Below are 23,322 nucleotides of genomic sequence, written 5' to 3'. Positions count from 1 at the left end.
AATTGATCCCACTGCTTCACTTTTCGTATTAAGGTTTACTCGAAGATTTCCATGCTGCCGGGCATTTCATAGCCAGCCAATGGTAAAAATCTAGCCGTTCACTGGCTTTGGCAATGACGCCGTGAGTTTGGTGGCCTTGCAGGATCGCAGTCGTCCGGATGCCATTGAAAGAACTCAGCATCCTGCATGGCCCGCGGGCTTTGTGCTACGAAGAGAACCAATCGCCGCCCATCGGTAAAGTAGGGATCCGCCATTAAATTGGTTCTGGGTTCCTGAGGGCTTGCTTCGCCTACTCCAGCTGAATAGCCCCAGCGTGCCACGTTGCTGGTCATTAGCATGTCTTGCAATAGGTAGTCGCGGGCTTCGTCGACATCGGGGTCGATCACATGTGTGGTCAGCGTCGGTGAGTGAGTCGTGATTTTCACGCCGATGTCGCGACTGATCTGTCCTACCCAGACAGGTGTGGCATTCACTTGTAGAGGCGTCAACCAAAGGCGCAGGTGGTTGCGTTGCGATATGTTCGCTCGTGCACGCTGCATGGCGAAATCCTGTGGGCGACCATCGAAGTGCAGCGCGCTAACTGGGGCGTTACGATAGCTACCCCCAAAAGCGAACACACTGACCATGCGGCTGACACTCGATGCATTAATGGTTTCGGTGAAATCCCAACCTGCACGCACCAATGCCACCAGTACATCGTGTTCAGATCCCACCATAACCAGATTGAGTGGGTCACCTTGCTCGCTGCCCTGAGCATTGGTTGTGCAGCAAGGCAGCTTCTGTAGCTCAGCTCCCAGCAAACTCAGGCCTACTTGGGTCTGACGCTCCGGTGCATAGAGCTTTTCAACATCGATTGCTTGATAGTCAAAACCGCCACTAAGCTGTTCTCTAGCAAAATCGAAACGCAACACATGGCGTGCGCCCAGCAGTTCGACGTTGATCAGCTTAATGCCTCGCGTGAGATTGGTGTAGACAAAACCGCTCACGGTCTTTCCGGGCGGCACATGTACCTTGACTTGGCGCTCTGTCAGGTCTCGCTCAATCTGCGTAGCAGCAGCGCTGCTGGAGCCGGAATGAAAGAGATAGGCTGCTTCGCGCGCTGAGTAAAAGTCACGGTCCAAGAAAGCCGGCATGAACCAGTATGGGAGCGCACTGCGGTTTTCTATTTTGACCCAAACAGGCTGCAAGCCATGCGCAGCCATGGGTAATCCGAAACTAGCAGCGCTTTCCTCGTCACGCAGCGCCGCCACGCTGACTGTTACCTGATTGCGCGTTATTGCCTGACTGTTCGCCCGGTCTAGGTAACTACTTTCCGCTTGCTGTCGACCTATGGACGAGGCGCGTGATTCGCTTGTTGCGCTCTTACTCAAGCCGCTGCATCCAGAAAGCATGGAAATGGCAATCGCTGCAAACATGGCGTGCAGTACAGTGCCCGGACTATGCATCCATCGGGTACCGGTAGCATCTTTTTTAGTCATGAGTCTTGGAGGCATGATGAGAGATAACTTGTAGGCTTGCCAGCACCAAATCTACTCGGGGAACATCGTCGATAAACAAGGCACCTGCGACAGGAATCTGCTTGGACAGCGGCATGGCCATGGCCCAGTGATCTGCATTGACATAACCCAGCAACACGCTGCCTGGCACAATTGCATCTGTTGCAAGAAGCTGGCCGTCATTGAGGATATCCGTATGCGACAACATGGCATAAGAACTTCGCAATGGATACGAAACACGCTCTGCACGAGGGGCTGCAACTATTGAATAGAAGGGCAGATGCAGCTTCGTATGATGGGATTGCCACCATGCGTGCCGGACATCACGACTCAACGAATGAATGCTGGATCCATCGCCGCTATCACAACCAGGTAGCGGCACATATTCCAGCAGATTCGTGGATAAATTGTTTGTTTCGTCGGCCAATTGGCTGCCCCCAACTGCACCGGCATAGCTGACGACTGCGGCCATGTTGCGCTTAATTACGGGGTGCCGAACAAGTGCTTCCAATACATCGGGTAAGCCCTTGGAATAACCAAATACGATCCAGGGTCGTGGGTCCGGACTAGCGTCACTGAGCTGCTGCGCGATTAGATCTGCATTGTGCTCGCTGGAACCCCGGCCTTCAATCAACAGAATTCGGGAGTCAAAACCTTCGGCGCGAAGTGCCTCTACCGTGTCGCTAAACGGTATGAACTTCGGGCCCACACAGCCAGCAAGCAAGCCTGGAACAAATGCAAGCCGGTATTTTCCTGCCAACACAGATGACGCATCGCTTTTGATAGATTTTCGCGTGGCTGACGATGCCACAGAGGTTACGCCTGACGGCTCCCCAGGCAAGTGCAGTAGGATATCCGGGCAACTACTCCTATTGGGTAGCCGTTTGCAGAACTCGCTGCGAAATTCAGCGCGCATGTCACGCACGCCCACGCCAGCAAGCTTCAAATGGTGCTCAGATGTGGAAGAAGCCACGTGCGGCAACGCCGTTGTGCACGAGGTCAAAACAATAGTGCTCGCAACCTGCAGAATCAATCCAACAGGGTGCAGCCATGGGGTTGCCTTGATACGCGTAATAAACTTAAAGCTTTTTTCTCGCATCAGCACCACAGCGTTATCTTTCACAACATCACGTCTTCCAAGCGGGTCCTGTGAGCACGCTCAAGCTAACAGGTGCGGCCCCATCCAACTGAAAGCTAGTTTCACGCCTGAACAAACCTGAAAGACGAGATCCTCTTAAAAGCTGCGGATCACTCTACTACTTGGTCTTGGCCGGAGCCACCACAGGCGGGCGCGGACGCACACTATCGTCTGTGTAGCAGTTACCGGTGGGCGTGTAGCGCACAACCTTTCGGTCCTGGATGTAGAACAGGTTGTTGCATACGAGTCGGTTTTCAGAGCATGTCATGAAGGCGCTGTAATTGGTGTGTTTGCCATGGTGTCCTCCCACACTGGCAAAACACTGCTCAGATTTCTCGCTATTCGCGTAGTTGCGAATCTCCATCCCACTGTCCGTGAAGGTCTTGTAGACAGGCATCGATAAGAAAACTGGATGGGTATCAAGCGCCTCAACAGGCACACCTTCCCAGGCAGCGAGATCTTGCTGGCGAACCGTAGCGCATCCAAGCAGCGAAGCCGCAGCTGTACAGACAAGAAGCGTTTGAGCAAAAGTCATGAGATTTCCTTTGTCATGCCCATATGGGTTGGGCAATTCACGTTAAAAATGTAGTGCACAAGCTGTGGCCTGAAAGAGCACTGCAGCGCCCCATCGGGGTGATGCAGCATGATCAACGCCCTGCTCGCGGCAAAGCGCATTGCATAGCCTCTTGTTCGCCAGCTCCTCTACCGCAGGCTAAGTGGTTTTGCAATTCCATCACTCGGGTGCGAGTCAACTCCGTCAGACAAGCATTGACTTGCATAGCATGGCTGCTACCTCCCGCCGAACGAACAGCAGCGAAGCTGCATTCCGAATCGCGGAAACCCAGCCATTTACGCTGAGCATCAATCAGCAATGTCTTGGTCGATGAGTCGTCCTTCAAACGATCCTGCATACGGCGATAAAGTGCGTTGAGTTCGCTGTCTGCGAGCTTCAGAGCACCCGCCGCACACTCATTGAGTTGCGATTGGGTTTGCGCCTTTTCAAAGCATATGTCGTCAGAAGCATGTACAGCCGATGCGACGAAGAACGTCATCAGTGCAAACACAGGCCAGGTTTTTTGCATGGCAATTCTCCAGAGAAAAGAGATCAAATCAGCGTGTCAAACAAGCGGAATATCCAGGACAGTTGATAAGCCAACGCCAAGGCGACAAACGTCACGTGAAAGGTCTTCGAACGCGTTCGCGCTGCCACAATACAAAAGACTATGAGGATAGGCGTACGTACCATATATTCACCTGCGAAGCGAGAAAAATGCTGCTCACCTTTGATCAGGGTATCGATCACATCAAACACGCTGGTGGTGGCCAGCAGCCCGAAGAACCAGGCACGGCGCGCAAGAAAAAAATCCTCATAGCTCTTGTAGTCCTGCAGGCTGTCCGGGAAAAGGAGCGCGCATTGCAGAAATAGCAAGATGGCATAGCCAATAACAAATAAATAGGTTCCGAATGTCCAGGCGTCAATCTGAAATAGAGCGAACTCCCACCACCAGAAATGCACCAGCGATAATAGAACAGAGACCACCCATGCCAGATGCACCGGATACAGAAAATGCTGACCGGGGTGTTGCACGATACGGGCTACCCCAGAGAGCAGGCGTGTGACGCCCAAGCCAATCACCATACCCATAACGGTGCGGATGTGTGGGTAAATATCGTGTGCTAAAAGTGCCTGTTGCTGCATGCCGCAGTCTATTAACGCATCTCTATCTGGCCGGGCTCTGGAGGGGCATCAGGGTCATCTACCAGACAGCCGCTACCATGGCATCCGTTGTACCCACTGCCTGATCGTTTTTTGTGATGGCTATCTGAGGAAACAGCCCCTTCAATAAGAGCTCCAAGCACCAGACCACCGATCATAAGACCGGCATCTCTGCCTTTATCATCATAGCGCCGAGCACCTTCATCGTAAGTATCGCCGCGACCATGGTGGTAGCCAGCCACATCGGCAAAGGTCGCAGCGCATCCTTCATTCACCCATATGTAACCGCTGCGCGGGTTGTAGCCCCAAGTACGGTTCAGAATGCATGAACTACTGGAGATCTGGTGGATAAGCTGCGGACGTGACAGTCCAGGGGCGGAACACTCGGAGTATTGGTAATCGCGTGACCGACACTCTACCGTCGACTGAGCTATGGTGTCGGTTGAATACAAAAGCGGACCTAAGATGATAGCCGTTGAGATAAATAAACTTCGCATAAATCAATCCTTTAAAGAAAAAAGCAGCCAATCACACACCACGTCATACTGCAAATTTGACTTTTCATCATAACACTGCACCATATTTGCAAAAAAATAGTGATATGAAGCTCTGTGAAATCAGAAATTTCTCAGAAAATAGACGCTTCAACATATGAAAGCATTCCTCCTAGAATGCGTTATAACTGTTGAATTTTGGATGAGACTCTTTAAAAAACTTAATGAATCATAGTTTTTTTAAATTGCAACCGACTCTTGAATGCCGTCTTTCAATGGAGAGGTCCTTTTCAATGCGAGAGATCTGGGTGCATCATAGGGGCATTCTCATAAATGCAAGTGCCAATTGATATTTTTCAAATAAGCTGGTTAGCTCAAGATGAGCAAAGTGCATAGAATGGAGAGCTGACCATACATCAACAAAGGGGTTAGGCACGAGCGTACACCCAAAAAACAAATTGCGCAACTAAAATCACGAGAATTTCTACGAATCAAAGTGAACAGTTGAGCTTGGTTGCTGCTAGTTTGATCTGTTTATTGCACCCTTGACTTCACATCTGGCATGTTGAATTCATTGTTGGGCTTAAGCAGTAGCGAGTACTGGCTGCTTTGAATGTGTTGATATATGCCGACTCATAAGAGCGCCGTGAGGCATGAGCGCCGCAAGATATTATGAGCATTTTTCTGGTGAAAGCGAGATAGTCTTTTATCAACCATTGTATTGCCTCAAGGCAAGGCCCCATTGTGAGATTGGATTCTGATTGTGCTTACTCGTGAGCACTGCCGCCTTTGCAGCTTCAAACAATATGAATCACAGGTCGCTTTAAGGCAGGTAACTGGTGCTCTATTGCAGAAAATGTTTGCGCTAGCTATACACGAAGCAGTACGCCAGACTGGTTTACATCAATATTTTGAAAGAAGCACAGCCAGAACCAGCAAGCCCATGGATACCAGCAGAAAGGCCCTGGGGGCGCCTGCTGGGACGGTTGCTGTCACACATGGTTTTTGCATAAATAAATTTGCTCTCGTTGTGGATGGTTCTGAGAAAGATTTGCGCCATTTACTGTTGGTAATATTCTATCTTCAAGACTATCTCTTATGAAAGAGATTTTTTATGCAGTAGCGAAAAATTATGACATAATGCATCAATATGTTGGGAGGGGTCACTGCTGATGAAAAGATTATCATTAACAAAATAGATTAAGGATATGTGCCTGCGCAAATAGTTTATCCTTTTAATTAATACAGCTAGAACTGTTCTTCTATACGGGGTGCGATGCTCTGCAGTGGATCACCCACTTTATCCATTTTGCGCTTGCGAAAGGCTAAAGCGGGCGAGTCAGACTTGGGGATGCTGTTCAGGGTAATTATCTGCTGAATTTACTTCATTGGCATGTCGATTGCATTTCGGTGTTTTGATAGAAATTCTATATATGTGTAACCTGATCCTGATTTTTTTTACCTTGAACACTGCCTCGACGGGGGATTCAAAAATCCATTAGCTTTTACATTTATATGGTGCATCTACAGTACTTCGGAATCGATTGGCCAGCAGTGATGCAATAAAATTCATCGACCCAAATAATAATGCGATAATACTTCCCAATATAATGCCTCCTATGATATCTATAGGGAAATGAAGACCAGTATAAACACGCCCCCAACTAGTCATTAGTGCGCATATAATGATCCACCCGCCGGTCCACCTAATATTGGTGCGTAAAAGGTAAATAAACCCCAGCGACCATAATACCGTTGCGTGTGCGCTAGGAAATGACCCGCGCGCCGAATGAGTTACATATGCAGGGCTAAGTCCTAGCATAAATGGACGGGGATGATTAATATAATCTGCAAGGGAGTGCGCAGCCACAGCAGCCAGGCCACTGACAAGAATGGCAAAAAAAATATAGCTAGACCTTGATGATTTACCCCATATTGACCCAATAGCACCTGCATATGCAAGCCATCCTCCATATTTGGCTAGAAAGCAAGCAATAGTCAGAGTTAGAAGATTAGGGTGATATCCTCCAGCAATAAATTCAAATACCTTGTGATTAAAATTAACTATCGAGGCATTTTGAATTTTTCTAAATATTTCAAACCATTCCGAAGAGGCGTCTATAAACATATTTTTCCCGATAGAGAATTTTTTCAATATTATCTTATTTTTTATAAAAAATCCATATGAAAATTCATATATGGTTCATATAAAGTCCATATAAAAAATCTTCGATCATTGCGGGTTTAGTAGATTTATTTAAATATCACGGTGTTTTGGATTAGCGCTGTTTCTTAAATCGAATTTAGGCCGATTCCCCTCCTACCCCAGAAGGAGTTATGGCATGCGCACAGTCTGGGTGAACCCAGGCTGGTGGACCTGTTCAGTGTCGATGCCCGTATCTGCAGCTCAGTCACCTGCTGCTCGAAGTTCCGAGTCATCACGCGCTCGCCCAATCTCTTGAAGCATCTCGTCTTGGTCTCTACAAGGCTGCTTCGGTGATAGCCGCTCCATTTCTTCCAGATGCAGCTGCCTAGCCTGCGCGTGGCTCTCAAGATTTCGTTTCTCGTCTGTGCCCCAGTCTTGCAATCTGCCCAGGGCTTGGCTGTCTTGCGTGTGGGGATGATCGCCGCAGCCTGACGACTGGCGATGGCCTCGTGGCAAGCCTTGGTGTCATAGGCTCCATCGGCGCTCACCGAATGCAGCGGCTCGTCCTCAGGAATCTGCGCCAGCAACTGCGGCAGCATCGGTGCGCCAATAGCGTTGTCCGCGATCTCGAGGGCACGAATCTCCAAAGTCTGAGCATCGATGCCCAGGTGCACCTTGCGCCGCTGCCGGTGATAGTCAGCCCCGTGCTTCTTCGTCTTTCACGTGTCTTCGCCTAGCATTTTCACGCCAGTGCTGCCTATCAGCAGGTGCAGCCCCGTGGTGCTGCGACAGGGTGCTCTGTAGTCGGGCATGCGCCAGTCCAGGCGTGCCAGCTTGATCAGACTCTCGGACGGGCCCGTTGCTTGGCGCAGGCTCATTCCAAACATGCGCTTCAAGGTCAGGTGGAACTGGATCGCAGCGTCGCTGAACACAGGAGGCCAACTACTGGCACGAGCCTGCCATTGGAGGTCGACATCGAGTCAGACCATCAACGAATCCGGCGCTTGAGCACCTCGTTGTACTCACCCCCATTCGTCGTGCTGGCCTGCCCCCTGGTCAGGGGCAGTCCAAACACCACGGCAGTCAGGTCTATCAGAAAGAAGACCCATCAACGCTTGCTTTTATGGGAAGTCTCTGTAATGCAACAACGCCTCTTATCTCCACAATCCCTCCAAAAACGCTCGATAGAGCAACAAGATTGGGCTCTCAAACTGCGAGGCTTCAAACTGGAGTCTTTCTGCCGTGACCCTCGATACCGCCCAATTGCTGGCTGACGAAGCAAAGTATTGCTCGTTTGGCGACACTGTCCACTACGTCAATCCACCCAAGATATTTACCGGCTGCGACGGCAGCTACATGTATGACGACGCCGGCATACCGTATCTGGACTTGCAGATGTGGTATTCGGCCGTGAATTTTGGCTACAAGAATAAACGTCTTGAAGACAGGATGATCGAGCAGCTTAGGGAGCTGCCGCAGGTCGCAAGCCAGTATTTGCATCCCACCAAAATCGAGCTTGCCAAATTCATTGCACAGGATGCCGAAAAAAAATGGGGCAAGCAAGGCCGTGTGCATTTCAATGTTGGCGGTGCACAGGCCATCGAAGACTCCCTCAAGGTGGTTCGCAACGCCAGCAACGGCAAGAGCCTGATGTTCGCCTTTGAGGGTGGTTACCACGGCCGTACGCTGGGCGCCTCGGCGATCACCTCAAGCTATCGCTATCGCCGTCGCTTTGGCCACTTTGCCGAGCGTGCGCAGTTCATTCCTTTCCCTTATCCGTTTCGTCGCCCCAAGGGCATGACAGCTGAAGAGTATTCAGAGCAGATTGTGCGTGACTTTGCACGCAAGTTCGAGAATGAATACCACGCTGTATGGGATCCTAAGACCAGTCAATGCGAATATGCGGCCTTCTACGTGGAGCCGATCCAGGGGACAGGCGGTTATGTCATTCCACCGCCTAACTTCTTTAAGGGCCTCAAGAAGGTGCTTGACGATCATGGCGTGCTCATGGTCGTTGATGAGATTCAGATGGGGTTCTGGCGTACCGGTACCCTGTGGTCAGTTGAAAACTTTGGAATCACGCCTGATGTGCTGGTGTTTGCCAAGGCTTTGACCAACGGCCTGAATGCACTGTCGGGTTTGTGGGCACGCGAGGAACTCGTCAACCCCACAGTATTCCCCCCTGGTTCCACACATTCCACATTCGCATCGAATCCGTTGGGGACGGCGCTCGGCCTCGAAGTGATGAAGATGACGCACGAGGTCGACTTTGGCAGGCAGGTGCGTGAATCGGGAGCCTATTTTCTCGAGGGCCTGAAGGAGCTGCAGAAGCACCACAAGGAAATCGGTGATGTGGATGGCTTGGGCCTTGCATTGCGTGCCGAGATCTGTACCGAAGACGGCTTCACGCCTAACAAGGCGTTGCTTGACAAGATGGTCGATATTGGCCTCGAAGGCGGGCTGGAATACAAGGGACAAAAGCGAGGGCTGGTGCTGGATGTGGGCGGCTACTACAAGAACGTAATCACTTTTGCGCCGTCGTTGATGATTTCGCGCGGCGAAATCGATGAGGCGATGGTGCTGCTGGACCAGTTGATCACCAGGGCTAAGATGTAAGCGTTTTCTCATTCCCTTTCTCCCAGAGGGAGAAAGGGAATGGGGCGCGGTATCTGAAATTCGCAGTGGACACAACGGACGAGTTGAATTCAAGAAGCTACCGTAACCAGTTGGAGCCTTCGGCGCTGATCGGGCAATTTGCCGCACATCCGCCCGAAGGTTTCGTTGTGCTTGCCGATTGGCCAGCTCCCGCGTTTACCGCGCCATTCGATCTACTGACCACGGTGGACAACACAATCAAGGCTAGGCTGCGGAAGCTGCCTCTCGGGTTGTGGATCACCTCCCACCTGAAGCCCTCAACAGATTTTGTGGGCACCACGCTCAGCGAATACGCACCCATGCCATTGGGTGTCGATGCAGCTTTGCTTGCTGCTCAATTGCGAGGGCGGGCGGGGAAGCGCTTGCTCACCATCGTGAAAGATCTACCGCTGGGCTCGCCATTGTTATCGGCCGAAGAGAACGCATTTTCGACGGCATTGATTGCGCGGTTGCTGCAGGTGGGCTTTATTTTGGTGGAAGGTCAGGCACTGGCTTATGTAGCTATCAATTTTGCAAGCATTGATGAGTATCTGCGGCGCCAATCCAAAAGTCGCCGCCAGAATTTAAGGCGTAAGTTGAGAAGCCGGGAAACCCTTCAGATATTGCGAATTCCAACAGGTGATGCCTTTGCAAGTGATGAGCTTGTGGACGCGTACTACACGCTGTTCGACGCAGTCTACGCCCAAAGCGAAATTCACTTCGACAAGCTCACGCATTCATTCCTGGCTGCGGTATTGCGTGATGCATCGAACGGTGGCCTCGTGTTCGAATACCGAGGGGTAGATGATGGCGTGCTGCTGGGCTGGAATCTGTGCTTTGAGCATGAGGGCCGTCTCATCGACAAGTACATTGGCCTCTCATACCCCCGAGCGCGTGAAGCCAACTTGTATTTCGTGAGCTGGATGGTTAATCTGGAATATGCAATCGAACGCGGTCTCACTCACTACGTGGCGGGCTGGACTGACCCCGAGGTGAAGGCTCAGCTAGGAGCCAGTTTCACATTGACGCAGCACGCGGTGTTCATCCGCAATCCCTTGTTGCGAGCACTGGGCCGCAAGCTCTCGGTGTACTTCGAGAGCGACAGTCAATGGGGCAAGGAGTCTGCCGCATGACGCCGCTGGTGCTCGATGTAGATGGCTCTGTCGGTTCGCTCGACAATGAAATTCGCCTTCCGCTACACGATTGGCAAGAAGCTATCCGCTTTGGCTCTACGCTTAGGCGTTACGAAGTATTTCGTACTCAGGTGGAGCAACGGCTTCCTGCGCAATATGGGACTGTTTTCACAGGCAGCGGAGATTTTCATCATCTGAGCTGGCTACTAATTGAGCGCTGCATCACGCTGAACGCCTTCAATGCGAGAAGACAATTGCGCGTGGTGGTACTGGACAACCATCCGGACAATATGTTGTTCCCTTGGGGTGTGCACTGCGGCTCGTGGGTGCGACGCATTGCACTGCATCCCGCTGTATCGCATGTTCACGTGGTAGGTATCACATCGCAAGATATCGGTCCAAACCATGCATGGGAAAACTATGCTGCGCCGCTGCGTGCGGGCCGGCTTACCTACTGGAGCAGCGGCGTAGATGTTGCATGGGCAACTCGCAAAGGCCTTGCTCAAGCATTTCGCAGCTTCGAAAGCGTGCAGTCACTCAGTGAGTCTATGTCGCAGATGCTCCTGAAAGCACCTTTGCCCACCTATCTCAGCATTGACAAGGATGTATTTGCGCGTGACGTGGCAGTAACCAATTGGGACCAGGGGCAGATGCGGGAGGATGATGCTGCGCAAATCATTGAGACCCTAGAGGGGCAGATCGTTGGCAGCGATGTCACTGGTGATATCTCTTCCTGGCGTTACGCCACATGGTGGAAGCGTCTAATGAGTTCAGGCGACGGACAGGATACGCAGGTGGAAGCCGCAGCACTTGCCATTGCACAGTCGGGGCAGCATCTGCTCAATGAACGGCTAGCGGAGCGCATCGCGCGCTGTCATATTGTGCCGCTAGCGTCCAATATGTAGTTTCAGATGGAGATCGCTCACCATGCTCGATGACCTGATAGCTTGTATGCTGCAACGCGCCTTCGCGCCATTGGTGAAAACCGGTCGGATTGAAGTGGTGATGCCGACTGGCAAGGTGCTTGCATTTGGCGATGAAGGATACCCTGAGGCGCGCATCCGCTTCACCGATCAGCGCGCAGTGTTTCATCTGCTCCGCGATCCGGATCTGAACTTTGGCGAGATGTACATGCAAGGGCGACTCCTTGTCGAGAAGGGCTCTATCTACGATGTGCTCGAACTCCTGCTGCGCCATGCCAAGCATGTTCCGGACAGCAAGATGGTGCAGTTTCTCGATACCGTGCGCATGAAGCTCATCCCCATCTGGCAGAACAATCTGCGCAGCAAGTCGCGTGCGAACGTGGCGCACCACTACGACCTGAACGACCGGCTCTATCAACTGTTTCTGGACGAAGACCGGCAGTATTCATGTGCCTATTTCGAAAACGGCAATGAGAGTTTGGAGGCAGCCCAGCTCGCCAAGAAGCGACATATCGCCGCCAAGCTATTGCTGGACCGGGAGCAGCGCGTTCTCGATATCGGCTGTGGCTGGGGTGGCATGGCGCGCTATCTGGCAGAAATCGGGGACGTGGGATATGTGAAGGGTGTGACTCTGTCTACTGAGCAGCTTGAAGGCGCCAAGCAACGCGCGTTGCAAACGCCGGTGGCTGGCAGGCTGGAATACAGTCTTGAAGACTACCGTGATGTACAAGGTACTTTCGACCGTATCGTCAGCGTGGGCATGTTCGAACATGTGGGTTCACGCTTTCATGATGCGTTCTTCAGGCAGTGCTTCGACCTGCTTGCCGAGGACGGAGTGATGCTGCTGCATTTCATCGGTAACTTTGAAGCCCCGGCGTTCAATAATCCATGGATCGAGCGTTACATTTTCCCAGGGGGTAATCTGCCATCCATGTCGGAGTTCACTCAGTCCATCGAGCGTTCAGGCCTGCTGGTAAGCGATATGGAAGTGCTGCGCCTGCACTACGCGAGCACGCTGCGCATCTGGCGAGCGCGCTTTCTTGCGCGGCGCGACGAAGCAAAGGCCCTTTACGATGAGCGCTTTTGCAAGATGTGGGAGTTCTATCTTTCGATGTCTGAGACGGCATTTCGGTATCAGGACATCGCAGTCTTTCAGGTGCAACTCGTTCGCAATCAAGAAGCGGTGCCGCTCACACGCAACTATGTGAGGTTGCGCGAAGAGGCTCTCAAGGCTCGCGAGCGACTGTCTCCGAGATATGCCCACATAGTCGATCAAACTGTGCATCTGTAAGCCACTCGCTGTTGCTCACAGAGACGAGGCGCTGCGCCCAGTTGCGAGCGATCATCACGCTGTCGGAGAAGTCTCGGCCCAATAAAGGGGCGTAGCGCTCATAGTCGGAGATGATGTTGACGAATGGCAGTGAAAGGCCTAGGTTTGAAGCCCAGTGCTCACGCATCAGCGCATCTCGTGATGTTTGATGGGGCATACGAACCAGAATCACCGGCCAGGTACCTTGCGCGTTGGGTGTCGGGTCGTGAATGACTTCAATGCCCGGGATAAGCGAAAGTTGCGCAACCCGTCTTTCAGCGCGTTGCTGTGCCTTATGCAGATGCATAGTCAGCCGTTTGAGAGCGCGTACACCAACACGCCTGCGCCAGGTGCCCAGTTTGTGCTGCGGAATGACGGTATTGAAATCATCGCCCGCTGCGCCAATCCAGTCATTCCTGGCAAGGCTTTTGCGTAGCGGTGCACCATATACCCGGTCCAGCGCGGATGGCCGATAGGCCGCAGCATATCCCAATAGCTCTGCACTGCGCAGCAATTCCCAGCCAAGGCTGTAGCCTACCGTGCGGTGGTGCATGGCGTACAGGCTGCTGCGTATGGCAGCGTCTCGCGCCACGAGCACGCCACCTTCATAAGTTGTCAGCCCTTTGCCGACCGCGAGGCTGAAAAGGCCAACGTCGCCTTGCATTCCCACAGACTGACCATTGATACGTGCGCCTAGTGCCTGCGCTGCATCTTCGATCACATAAGCGCCTGCCAGGCGCGCGAAATGCAGTGCCATCTGCACATCAGCCACGCGGCCGCATAGATGGGTGGGCACAATGGCGAGCGTGCGCTCGCTGCAGAGGCCTCGCAGCATGTGCTCATCCATGTCGAGTATGCCGGGGCTCAGGTCGCACAGGCGTGGCTGCAGACCACATTGCGAAATTGCAATGACGACCAGCGGACATGTATACGCAGGAACGATGACTTCACGCCGCGTTGGCGATAGCCTCTGCAGCGTGCGTAGCGCTACCATGAGTGCCGAAGTGCCAGAGCATTCGAGCTGGGCCTCAGGCACTTCAAGCCATGTAGCCAACGCGTCGGCCAGGTTTGCATCACCCCATGGCAGCAGGTCTGCTGGGCACAGGGGCAGGCCCGCTGTGGGAGGGACAGTGACGCGCCCGACTTGCATGATTCAGTGGCTGCTCGCGATGCGTGCCGCGCTGGCTGTGCCACTTTGGTGTTCTTCGAGCGGATCATCGGCCTCACTGAGCGCAAGGCAGATGATGCCAGCGATGATGAACAGGCAGCCCACAATTTGTGGTCCGCCAATTTGTTCTCCAAACAGAATATTCGAGAGTGCCAACACGGAGATGATTTCCAGGTGCGAGGCGGCGAATGCCGGGCCGATAGGGGCCCGTTTGAGCAGGCTCATCCAGGTAAAGAACGCGCCAATGTATCCGACGAATGCACCGTAGATCCAAGGCTGGCCAAACACGCGCAGCAGCCATGCGGACGAGAATTCCAACGGTAGCGCCGCATTGCCGGCCTGCTTGAAACTGAGTTGAGCCAGCGTGTCGAACGCCATGAGCACCAGAAAGCCGATGAGGTAGAAGCGCTTGTTCATCCTGTGAGTCCCACCACGGCTACGCCGACGGAGACCAGCACGATGCCTGCAACGCGCAGCGGAGCAAGCCGCTCCTTGAACAATATACGGCCCGCGATCATGATCGCCACGATGTTGATGGAGCCCAGTAGTACGCCGTCAGACAGCGGAACGAGCGACAGGAACGCAAGCCACAGGACGAATTCCGCCACGTAGCAGCTCATGCCAATCCACAGCCATGGCCTGATGAGCATGAAGCGCCAGCGCGCCGTGCCACCGAGTTCATGCGGGGGCTGGCTCGCCGCAGCCTTGAATGCGAGCTGGCCACCGCTGTCAACCAGAACGTTGAGCATCCAAAGCGTGATGACCAAAGGCGAGAGATCACTGCTCATGGCTTCTCGGCTCCGGCATTTGCCGTGTGGCAATACGTGCGAGGAAATCGTTGATGCGCGCGATCACCGCGCGGCGCTCACGATCGATGGTGATCATGTGGTAGCAGTTGTCGAGCAGCACCAGATCAACCCGGGCGTTGACCGCACCGCGTGCAATATCGTGTGCATTGGAGACCGAGGAGATGTCATCCTCATTGGCATGGATCACCAGGCAGGGCGAGCGCAAATCCTTCAAGTGCGCCTGCACATCGGTGGAAAGTGCGCGCAGTTCGATGATGGACCACCACGGATTGCCAGGCAGACCGGCCGCCGCGCTGTCGCCGCTGTGCATCTGCTCGACGATGCGGGCCCGCAATGCCTCGTCCTTGATGCCATAGGGCGGTGCTTCCATGAATACGCGCCTGCGGCCAATGCCGAGTTGGCGAAACAGGGGCAGCAGAAACGCGAGCTTGGTGTAGGTCGGAATGCTCCAGCCGTCGTAACGGAAGGTCGTCGACAGTGCACACACCCCTGCCACCTTGTCAGCGTGTCTTTCCGCAATGGCGAGCGAGAGCAGTGCACCCATTGACAATCCTCCCACCACGACTTGATCGACATGCTCTGCAAACCGCTTCAGCCCCGACTCGACGCTGGCTAGCCAGTCCTGCCAGCGTGTCTCGACCAGATCGTCCATAGTGCCGCAATGGCCTGCGAGCTGTACCGCGTACACAGTGTAGCCCTGGCGATTGAGACCTTTGCCCAGTACGCGCATTTCGGCAGGTGTGCCTGTGAGGCCGTGCACCAGCAGTACGCCGGTTCGTGCCGCGGAGCCGAAGCCGGGCATCACAAATTCATGTGGTGTGAGGCACAGCGCTTCAAGCGCAGCGTGTCCAGTACTTTGCTGTTGCATTGCCTGGAAGCCGTCCGAGACATTCATGCCGCCGTCTCCAGCCCGAGCGTGACTTTCTCCAAAAGGGCCGTGGCGTCGGCAAAGGTCGTGAACGGCGCATGCGAGATGCCGTGCTTCTCGCAATACGCGATGAGCTTGTGTTTGGCGAGCACAAAGTCTGCCGTGTGAGATACACAGAAGTCGGAAGTACTGTCGCCCACGTAGAGCACGCGTCCATGCAGCCTCTGCTGTTCGGCCAGGCGCTCGCACTTGCAGTTGCCGCTGGCGCGTTGGCAGTGGGCGCTTGCCCAGGGAGAGTCGAGGTGCCAGCGGCGCTCGCTCACCCGAACGAGGCGGTTGGCAATGACTTCGAGGTGGTCTAGACCATGGCGCGCAAGCACATGGCGGATGGCATAGTCGATGCCATCGCTGACCACCTGTATCCCAATAGCGTGCGAGTTCGCCACGGCCACAAAGCCCGCAAATGCCGGGTCTATTTCAATGGTGTCCAGGTGTGCTCGCAGCTCGTCCTCGCTCATGTCGAGCAAGGCCACCTGGCCCTTCATGCATTCGCGGGAACCAATCTCTCCGCGCTCCCATTGCGCTTCCAGCTCTTGCCAACCTGGCATGCCGAAACGTGTGAGCAGGGTGTCGGTCACATCGAGCAAACTGATTGTGCCATCGAAGTCGGACTGCACCAGCCAGCCAGGATGAGTGGAGAAAAACTCGATTTGCTTATTCATGAAAAGTCACTCTCACGTTCTGGCCCATACGGGCACCCGTCGGTGGTTGATTGAAGCTCAGCACGCACTCGATGACGCGGATCGGCCCGCGCTGGGTATCTTCCTGCAGATGGGCAACCCCAAATACCGGGCTGATGCGCTGTACCTTGGCTTCCGGTAGCGCGATGGCCATTGCTCCGGTGTCTCCGTCAATAGCTACGGTGGCGCGCATGCCTTCATGCACGGCGCCCGCAAAGCTCTCGTTGAGCTCTGCCCGGACGATGAGAGGTGACTGTGGCAGCAGCGTGATCACTGGTTGCGAAGGGCCCGCCTGACTGCCTGCGTGGGTACGCAGGCGCACGATGGTGCCAGCCTCAGGTGCATTCAGTTCGAAACGTTTGCGCGTCGAGCGCAATTGTTCTACCTTGGCCAACGCCACCTGCACTTCGGCCCGTGCGACATCGGCTTCGGACTCTGCATCTCGCAACTGTTGCGCGGCTTCATCCAAGCTGTGCGCATCCGCGGCCCCTTCGCGGACAGCGGTCTGCCAGCGTGTGAGCATGGCCTGGAGTTGGGGCAGCCGCGCGGCCTTTGCCTTCTGGCGAGCCTGGGCAAGCTTCCATTCCGATTCGGCTACGGAGAGGTCGGCGCGTGAGGCATCATCTGCCATACGCAGAAGCAACTGGCCGCGCTGCACGCGCTGGCCTTCTCGGATTGGAAGTTGCTGAACCATGCCCTCAACGCCGGGACCGAGCTCAAGCAGGCCTCCTTCAACGTCGATCTTGCCGCGTGCTACGGCGACCGGGCCGTTTTGTGGTTGTGCAGCGGCGGCAGCATGTGCGGTACCGGTTGCTCCGGGGAAGTCACCTGCATTGCCGGAGGGAGAGCACCCGGACACGAGCGCCGCCACGGCTATTGCCGAGGTTGCGAAGCCGATGAACGCGGTCGACCTTTGGGTTTTCTTCATTGCTGGGTTCCTTGGTCATCACCGGAGGGCGAGCTCTGGCGCCAATCGTTGCGAATGGCACCGTCTTCCATGGCAAGCACGCGGTCTGCGTGGCGCACCAGGCGTGGGTCATGGCTCACGCACAGCACGGTGGTGCCGTGCGCGCGTGCTGTGCGATGCAGGATGTCGATCACACGCTGGCCGCTTTCGGCATCCAACGCACTGGTGGGCTCATCGGCGAATAGCAGTTGCGGCTGCTTGGCCATGGCGCGAGCGATTGCCACACGCTGCTTCTCCCCGCCGGAGAGTTCAGCTGGCCGCATATGGGAACGGTGTGACAGGCCCACATCGTCAAGGGCCTGCTGCGCGCGCTTTCGGGTCTCCAGGGTGCGGATACCCATATAACCGAGCGGTAGCTGGACTTGCTCCAACGCAGTCAGTGCTGGAAACAGGTTGAAGCCCTGGAATACGAAGCCGGTGTGGGCCAGGCGAAAACGCTCCAACTCGCGTGTGCTCATGCGTTCCAGATCCTGTCCCAGCGCAAAGGCTTTGCCGCCGTCAGGTGTGAGCAGTCCTGACATCAATGACAACAGGGTGCTTTTGCCGCAGCCCGAAGGCCCGGAGATCAAGGACAGCTCACCGGGGTACAGATCTATCGACAGGCTTTGCAGCACATGTACGCGTACCATGCCGGAGAGATAGGATTTCTTGAGATCGACAGCGCGCAGGCTGGGTTGCGCCTGAGCTGTTGCCGCAGCCTTGGTGAAACCCGGGTCTTGCGGTGTGGTTTGCATTGAGTGCATTGGCTTCACCGGGTTACCTCAACAAGGCGGCCGGATCTGCCCGCAATAAACCGCGGATGGCTCCCAACCCAGAAAACAAGGCCAGCACTGCAATTAACACTGCGCATGCCAGCATGGCCTGTAAATTGAGTGCGACAGGTACCCGGTACACGCGTGCCAGAGCCAGCAACGCGACACTTGCCAGTATGGCAAGCACCATGCCGGCGGCACCGATCCAGAATGCCTGTTCCACCACTACCCGGCCTAATGCGCTGCGGCTCACGCCCAATGCATTGAGGACTGCGTACTCACGGGATGACCCGGCTACCACTGTTCTGAGTGATTGACTGGTGACCACCGCACCGACCAGGCACACCACGATCGCCATGAACAGTACGCCAGCACCCGCGCCGGTGTTGAACATCCAGTACATTTGCGAGCGGTGCGCAAAGGCCTTGGCGGTCCAGGTTTCATGCGGGCCAAAGCTGCGGGCTTCGCTGTTGAGGCGCTGCTGCACCTGCCTCGCATCCACCCCCGGCCGCGTGCGTGCCACCAGGTATGTATTGCCTTGACCTTCTGGCACGCTTGCAATTTCGCGCACGGTGGAGAGCGACGCTATGACATTCACGCCTCCCAACCCTCTCAGGCCGTCAACTGCCGCTGCGATACGGACCTTGTGATTGTTGATCCAGGCCACATCACCCTCTCTGGAGGCCAGCGAGGTCAGATCTGCACGGTCAATGATTACAGCTCCGGGTTCGCGTAGCAATTGCCGTTGCCAGGGGGCGAGAACACGGTCGAACATCATGGCATCAGCGGCAGTGGAAATGCCGGAGAGATACACCGAGACGCCCCCCATGGCCTCTGCGTCGGGACTATTGGCCCGCCAGTCACCATCCAGCCAGATATAGGGTTCAACCGCAGAGATTGCACCGTCCATGCGCAGGCGCATTTCCACATCGGGCCCGATAGCGCGCCCGTAGTTCACGCTTTGTGTTCCGGGGTAGCCGACCCACAGATCTGCCGATGTTGCATTCACATAGATGGAGGCGGTGCTGAAAATACCCAGAACCAGTGCAGCCTGCATCACCAGCAGCACGCCGGCAAAGCCCACGGCAAACACAGAGGGTACAAAACGACGCCATTCGTAGACCAAGGTTTTGCGAGCCAGCGCGATCATGGAGTCTGCCCTTGTGTGGGTGCCGGTGCCACAGTCGCAGGCATTGTTGCTGAGGCGGTTTCTCCGGCTTGCGCGGGCAAAGGGGCGCCTCCAAGCGCCTTGAAAAGGGAGACATAGGCCAGCGCCTGCGCTCCGAGGGAAATACCTTGCTCGCTGGCATTTTGCAGCGTTGCGCGCTGCTCCGCGATCAGGCTGTATTCGCTAGCCAGACCCAGCTGCTTGCGTCGCTGCAGCACTTGATTGCGCGCAGCCAGCAGATTTTGCACTGTGGCCTGGGACTGCAGACGCTCTGTTTGGGCATTGAATCCTCCAAGCGCTGTCTCTACTTCCGCCAGGCCGTCCAACACACTCTGTCGATAGGCCTTTACGGCACCATCCATGGCGGCCTCATCGGCACTGACCTGTGCACGCCTGCGTCCCCAGTCAAACAGCGGAATATCGATTACAGGTCCCACCATGGGCATTTGGTCTGACCGTGTACGCAAGTTCTGCGTGATGTTGTACGAGTAAAGCAGCGAGCCACCCAAAGCAAAGCGTGGATACAGCGCCGAGCGCGATAGTCCCAATTTGGCTGCTGCCTGTTCCACCCGCGCCTGGGCCAGTTGGATCGGTGCGCGCATGCGCAACATTTCTGCAGGCAGCACCTGCAAGCGCAATGTGCGGGTGTCGGGCAGATTGGCTGTCGCATCCGGATCTAGCCAATGCGAGTCTGGTGCCTGCCTGCCCATTAGGGCGGCCAGCGCATGAGCGGCACGAACCTGTGACTCTTTGAGCGTGGCGCGCTGTGCGCGGGCCTGCGTTAGTTCCAGTTGTGCCTGGTGCAGCGCATCTGAACTGCCGATACGCTGCTGCAGGCGTACTTCCGATAAGGTTACCAGCCGCTCGTCCAGTGCAATACGCTCTTCGAGTAGGGCTCGCTGGCGCTGGGCCACACGGATATCGAGATAGCGCTGCACGACATTGGCGATCAATTCAACGCGGACCTGGTGCAACTGGGCCTGTACGCCCATCAGTTCGCCATAGGCCGCGAGCTTGCTGGACTCCATCGCGCCAAACAGGCCCAGGTCCCAGCTCATGTCAATGCTGGCGTGGAAGTAGGAATCCACTGCCGCAATGTCTTGTAAGGTGCGTATGCCGGCGGTGAACTGGGGTTGGTAGGCAGTGGAAGCCACGCCCAACAGAATGCGCTGCGCCTTGAGCTGATCCAATGTTTCGCCCAGGGTCATGTTATGCGTCAGGGCCTCGTCGACCAGAGCGTTCAGCGCAGGGTCAGCCAGCCGCAGCCACCAGTGCTGCAGCTCGGCCACTGTCACTGCCTGAGCATCAGGTCGTGCAGATGGCGCTTGTAGCCAGCCAGTGGGTGTGCTGTGGTCTAGTTCGGGCTGGGACGGCGAGGCGCAACCAGCCATCAGGCTTGCAATGCCGATGCCCAATAACGCACTGGAGAGTTTGAATTTCACGATGAAGACACGGCGCAACGCGATGTGCGAAATTTCCTGCATCGCATTGGGCCGTCGCAAGCTTGCGCTAGATTGCAGGATTTATGGAGGAAGCGTGGAGACGCAGATGCAGGCCATAATGTTTAGCAACACCATGACTTGCGCCAATGCCGTTCAGGCAAAATTTTTGTGGATGGGCATGACCACAGTGATTCCCAATCCTTGCAGGTTCTGGCGCGATTCCCAGCGTTCGCTGGATGTGATGCTGTATGCATACAGACCGTCTGCCATGAAATTGATCCATGATTCCGTTTCAGTGCCACTGGTGCTTGTCGTCGAGGACGAGCCGGGCATTTCCACCATTCTTGCGGCCTATCTGGAGCGTGATGGCCTGCGCGTTCAGTTGGCGCAAGACGGGGATGAAGCCGTGCAATTGTTCCGTCAGTTCCAGCCGGACCTTGTGTTGCTTGACATTCATCTGCCCCATGTGGACGGCATTGATGTGCTGCGCTCCATTCGTGACCAAGGACAGACCCCGGTCATCATGGTCACAGCGCTTGCCGACGATGTCGATAAGCTGGTTGCGCTGCGCTTGGGTGCGGATGACTATGTGGTCAAACCGTTCAATCCTGCTGAGGTCGTTGCTCGTGTGCGTGCCGTACTGCGGCGCAGCCAGCCGCGCGGTGAGCCTCGGGGCGCAGCACCCATTCGTGTGGGTGCCCTGGAGATCAACGAGCAGGACCACATCGCTGTGGTGTATGACAGCAAGGGACGCCCTAAGCCGTTGTCGCTGACGTTGACTGAGTTTCGCTTGCTCTCGTTGCTGGCGTCTCAGCCCAAGCGATGCTTTTCGCGCTCCCACCTGATTGACAATTGTCTTCCTGAGAGTGATGCCCTCGAGAGGGTGATCGACTCGCACCTGTCCAAGTTGCGGCGCAAACTGCAGTTGGCAGGGCAGGAGAGCCTGATTGAAACCGTCCGCGGTATTGGCTACCGGCTATGGCCCGAAGCCTGAATCGCATCTGGGTGCGCTTTGGCCTGTGGATTGCCGCCACAGTGCTGAGCACAATGGCGTTGCTGTCGGCGTCCACCTGGGCTTTTTCCAGTCTCCAGTATTACCAGTTCTACCATGCGCTTCCCGAGGCTGTGCGCGAGGAACTGGATGATCTGGTTGCACGCGATCTGGACGACAGCCCAAGGGCCATGCAGATCTATGGACAGTATTGGCGTGGAGACATTTTTTTTGGCGAACAGCTCTCCCTGCTCATCGGCCTGATTGTTTGTCTGCCTTTCGGACTGGCAGTGGGTTTTTGGGTATCCCGGTATGTCACACGGCCTCTGGCTTCAATCGTGGAGGTGGCGCAACGTGTGGAGCAGGGTGACTTCTCGGCGCGGGCCGTCGCCGATGGCGCCCATGGCGAAATGGGGGAAGTGGTACAGACTTTCAACAAGATGATCGACTCGTTGCGCGATCTGGAGGACGAAAGACTTGCAACGGCAGCCTCCATCTCCCACGAGCTACGCACCCCGATCACCGTGCTCAAGGCGCGGCTGCATGCGTTGTGTGATGGGGTGATCCGTGTGGATGATGCCGAGTTGCAGACGCTGCTTTCGCAAACCGAGCACCTAGGCCGCTTGGTTGACGATCTGCATACGCTTTCGATGGCCGAGGTGGATCAATTGTCGTTGGAGCAGGAACGATTGAATCTCGGGCTTTTGGTGGCTGATACCCTTGCCCAATTTCAACCCAAGCTCCAAGCATATGGAATGACGTTGGAGTTAGTCCTGCATGCTGAAGGTGCAGCAGGAGACATTTGTGCAGACCCGGTGCGCATGCGGCAAATTACCTCCAATCTCGTGAGTAATGCGATTCGCTACGGAGCTAGCGGCCACTGGTTGGGAGTGAGTGTGTCCCCGGTGGTTGATGAAAACGGAGCTGGCTGGGTGGAGCTGAGAATCAGCGACGCTGGGCCGGGCCTGCCCAAGGAGTTGCAGGCTCACCCGTTTCAGCGCTTTGCCTTGGCGCCTGGAAAAAGGCGCCGAGAAGGTTCAGGCCTGGGCTTGTCCATTGTTCGCGTATTGACTGAAGCGCAAGGAGGACATATAGCAGCGGATGTCTCGCCACGCGGTGGTGCACGCTTCACACTCTGGTTCGCACGCGCTTGAACGGCTTTGACAATATGGCTGGAAACGCTTTCCTATATTGGATCTGAGATGAAAAATGTGTTGAAGTCGAGGTCAACCGTTGCGTGATGCCTTTTTTATGTACAGATTGGCTTTGTTGCACAAATCCGGGCCGCAGTGGTAGTAGGCTCGGATGATGAGTGAGACGAACTGGGGTCGACGCAAGTACCGCACCACAAACTGGAAGGCGTACAACGCAGCACTGAAGGCTAGAGGCGACTTGAGCATCTGGCTGGATAAAGACATGCAGTGGCT

23 protein-coding genes and 2 pseudogenes are annotated in these 23,322 nt (G+C 55.2%); 8 read left to right on the top strand and 17 right to left on the bottom strand.

Features of this window, described 5'->3' with window-relative positions:
* Positions 1-98: 98 nt before the first annotated feature.
* The 6 genes from ABIE32_RS12315 to ABIE32_RS12290 all read right to left on the bottom strand — a co-directional run bounded on the left by ABIE32_RS12315 (position 99) and on the right by ABIE32_RS12290 (position 4,848).
* Entirely contained in the window at positions 99-1,478 is a 1,380-nt protein-coding gene (locus ABIE32_RS12315; RefSeq protein WP_429016514.1) for an LssY C-terminal domain-containing protein, read from the bottom strand.
* Positions 1,471-2,619 carry a hypothetical protein gene (locus ABIE32_RS12310; RefSeq protein WP_429016511.1) on the bottom strand — a complete coding sequence of 383 codons (1,149 nt, stop codon included), beginning with the start codon at positions 2,617-2,619 and terminating at the stop codon, positions 1,471-1,473. The genes ABIE32_RS12315 and ABIE32_RS12310 overlap by 8 nt, the downstream gene beginning before the upstream one ends.
* 133 nt (positions 2,620-2,752) lie before the next feature.
* Entirely contained in the window at positions 2,753-3,169 is a 417-nt protein-coding gene (locus tag ABIE32_RS12305) for a hypothetical protein (RefSeq protein WP_429016508.1), read from the bottom strand.
* Positions 3,170-3,281: 112 nt separating this feature from the next.
* On the bottom strand, positions 3,282-3,716 hold the full coding sequence (locus ABIE32_RS12300; RefSeq protein ID WP_429016505.1) for a lysozyme inhibitor LprI family protein: 435 nt from the start codon (positions 3,714-3,716) through the stop codon (positions 3,282-3,284).
* A 23-nt stretch (positions 3,717-3,739) separates the two neighbouring features.
* Positions 3,740-4,333 (bottom strand): hypothetical protein, encoded by a 594-nt coding sequence (locus tag ABIE32_RS12295; protein ID WP_429016503.1) that lies wholly within the window; start codon positions 4,331-4,333, stop codon positions 3,740-3,742.
* 11 nt (positions 4,334-4,344) lie between these two features.
* Positions 4,345-4,848: a DUF3011 domain-containing protein gene (locus tag ABIE32_RS12290; protein ID WP_429016500.1), complete on the bottom strand. Its 504-nt coding sequence runs from the start codon at positions 4,846-4,848 to the stop codon at positions 4,345-4,347.
* A gap of 760 nt (positions 4,849-5,608) precedes the next feature.
* On the opposite strand from ABIE32_RS12290, the gene ABIE32_RS12285 reads away from it, so the two are divergent.
* On the top strand, positions 5,609-5,947 hold the full coding sequence (locus ABIE32_RS12285; RefSeq protein WP_429016498.1) for a hypothetical protein: 339 nt from the start codon (positions 5,609-5,611) through the stop codon (positions 5,945-5,947).
* A gap of 396 nt (positions 5,948-6,343) precedes the next feature.
* Here the strand turns inward: ABIE32_RS12285 and ABIE32_RS12280 are convergent, their stop codons facing one another.
* Complete coding sequence (locus ABIE32_RS12280) at positions 6,344-7,000, bottom strand: phosphatase PAP2 family protein (RefSeq protein ID WP_429016496.1); 657 nt, start codon at positions 6,998-7,000, stop codon at positions 6,344-6,346.
* A gap of 137 nt (positions 7,001-7,137) precedes the next feature.
* A pseudogene (locus ABIE32_RS12275) lies at positions 7,138-8,003 on the bottom strand (IS5 family transposase).
* A 230-nt stretch (positions 8,004-8,233) separates the two neighbouring features.
* Here ABIE32_RS12275 and ABIE32_RS12270 point away from each other — a divergent pair.
* The 4 genes from ABIE32_RS12270 to ABIE32_RS12255 all read left to right on the top strand — a co-directional run bounded on the left by ABIE32_RS12270 (position 8,234) and on the right by ABIE32_RS12255 (position 12,972).
* Positions 8,234-9,607 carry an aspartate aminotransferase family protein gene (locus ABIE32_RS12270; RefSeq protein ID WP_429016493.1) on the top strand — a complete coding sequence of 458 codons (1,374 nt, stop codon included), beginning with the start codon at positions 8,234-8,236 and terminating at the stop codon, positions 9,605-9,607.
* Positions 9,608-9,690: 83 nt separating this feature from the next.
* Positions 9,691-10,758, top strand: coding sequence for a GNAT family N-acetyltransferase (locus tag ABIE32_RS12265; RefSeq protein WP_429016692.1), 1,068 nt, complete (start codon positions 9,691-9,693; stop codon positions 10,756-10,758).
* Positions 10,755-11,663, top strand: a complete 909-nt coding sequence (locus ABIE32_RS12260) for a hypothetical protein (protein ID WP_429016490.1) — start codon at positions 10,755-10,757, stop codon at positions 11,661-11,663. Before ABIE32_RS12265 ends, ABIE32_RS12260 begins: the two co-directional genes overlap by 4 nt.
* A 22-nt stretch (positions 11,664-11,685) precedes the next feature.
* Positions 11,686-12,972 (top strand): class I SAM-dependent methyltransferase, encoded by a 1,287-nt coding sequence (locus tag ABIE32_RS12255; RefSeq protein ID WP_429016487.1) that lies wholly within the window; start codon positions 11,686-11,688, stop codon positions 12,970-12,972.
* Here ABIE32_RS12255 and ABIE32_RS12250 read toward each other — a convergent pair.
* From ABIE32_RS12250 to ABIE32_RS12210, 9 genes are read right to left on the bottom strand one after another with little or no spacing between them, the layout of a single operon-like run.
* Positions 12,908-14,140 carry a DegT/DnrJ/EryC1/StrS family aminotransferase gene (locus tag ABIE32_RS12250; protein ID WP_429016485.1) on the bottom strand — a complete coding sequence of 411 codons (1,233 nt, stop codon included), beginning with the start codon at positions 14,138-14,140 and terminating at the stop codon, positions 12,908-12,910. The genes ABIE32_RS12255 and ABIE32_RS12250 overlap by 65 nt on opposite strands.
* A 3-nt stretch (positions 14,141-14,143) precedes the next feature.
* On the bottom strand, positions 14,144-14,575 hold the full coding sequence (locus ABIE32_RS12245; RefSeq protein WP_429016483.1) for a DMT family transporter: 432 nt from the start codon (positions 14,573-14,575) through the stop codon (positions 14,144-14,146).
* The gene (locus ABIE32_RS12240; RefSeq protein ID WP_429016480.1) at positions 14,572-14,946 is read right to left on the bottom strand and encodes a hypothetical protein; all 375 of its coding nucleotides are present in this window, start codon (positions 14,944-14,946) and stop codon (positions 14,572-14,574) included. Before ABIE32_RS12240 ends, ABIE32_RS12245 begins: the two co-directional genes overlap by 4 nt.
* The gene (locus ABIE32_RS12235; RefSeq protein WP_429016478.1) at positions 14,936-15,862 is read right to left on the bottom strand and encodes an alpha/beta hydrolase; all 927 of its coding nucleotides are present in this window, start codon (positions 15,860-15,862) and stop codon (positions 14,936-14,938) included. Before ABIE32_RS12235 ends, ABIE32_RS12240 begins: the two co-directional genes overlap by 11 nt.
* Positions 15,859-16,557, bottom strand: a complete 699-nt coding sequence (locus tag ABIE32_RS12230; protein WP_429016476.1) for an MtnX-like HAD-IB family phosphatase — start codon at positions 16,555-16,557, stop codon at positions 15,859-15,861. The genes ABIE32_RS12235 and ABIE32_RS12230 overlap by 4 nt, the downstream gene beginning before the upstream one ends.
* Positions 16,550-17,503 carry an efflux RND transporter periplasmic adaptor subunit gene (locus ABIE32_RS12225; protein ID WP_429016473.1) on the bottom strand — a complete coding sequence of 318 codons (954 nt, stop codon included), beginning with the start codon at positions 17,501-17,503 and terminating at the stop codon, positions 16,550-16,552. The genes ABIE32_RS12230 and ABIE32_RS12225 overlap by 8 nt, the downstream gene beginning before the upstream one ends.
* Positions 17,500-18,276, bottom strand: a complete 777-nt coding sequence (locus tag ABIE32_RS12220) for an ABC transporter ATP-binding protein (RefSeq protein ID WP_429016470.1) — start codon at positions 18,274-18,276, stop codon at positions 17,500-17,502. Before ABIE32_RS12220 ends, ABIE32_RS12225 begins: the two co-directional genes overlap by 4 nt.
* A 22-nt stretch (positions 18,277-18,298) precedes the next feature.
* The gene (locus ABIE32_RS12215) at positions 18,299-19,444 is read right to left on the bottom strand and encodes an ABC transporter permease (protein ID WP_429016467.1); all 1,146 of its coding nucleotides are present in this window, start codon (positions 19,442-19,444) and stop codon (positions 18,299-18,301) included.
* Complete coding sequence (locus tag ABIE32_RS12210) at positions 19,441-20,904, bottom strand: TolC family protein (protein WP_429016465.1); 1,464 nt, start codon at positions 20,902-20,904, stop codon at positions 19,441-19,443. The genes ABIE32_RS12215 and ABIE32_RS12210 overlap by 4 nt, the downstream gene beginning before the upstream one ends.
* A gap of 268 nt (positions 20,905-21,172) precedes the next feature.
* Here ABIE32_RS12210 and ABIE32_RS12205 point away from each other — a divergent pair, with 268 nt between their 5' ends.
* The 3 genes and pseudogenes from ABIE32_RS12205 to ABIE32_RS12195 all read left to right on the top strand — a co-directional run.
* On the top strand, positions 21,173-21,898 hold the full coding sequence (locus ABIE32_RS12205) for a response regulator (RefSeq protein WP_429016691.1): 726 nt from the start codon (positions 21,173-21,175) through the stop codon (positions 21,896-21,898).
* The gene (locus ABIE32_RS12200; protein WP_429016463.1) at positions 21,883-23,049 is read left to right on the top strand and encodes a sensor histidine kinase; all 1,167 of its coding nucleotides are present in this window, start codon (positions 21,883-21,885) and stop codon (positions 23,047-23,049) included. The genes ABIE32_RS12205 and ABIE32_RS12200 overlap by 16 nt, the downstream gene beginning before the upstream one ends.
* 154 nt (positions 23,050-23,203) lie before the next feature.
* Positions 23,204-23,322: pseudogene (locus ABIE32_RS12195) on the top strand (IS5/IS1182 family transposase); the annotation flags it as partial.

This window comes from Comamonas sp. 4034, assembly GCF_050434545.1.
Taxonomy (GTDB): domain Bacteria; phylum Pseudomonadota; class Gammaproteobacteria; order Burkholderiales; family Burkholderiaceae_C; genus Comamonas; species Comamonas odontotermitis.
Note: the sequence above shows the minus strand (reverse complement) of the source record. Positions and strands in the feature narration are given on the sequence as shown.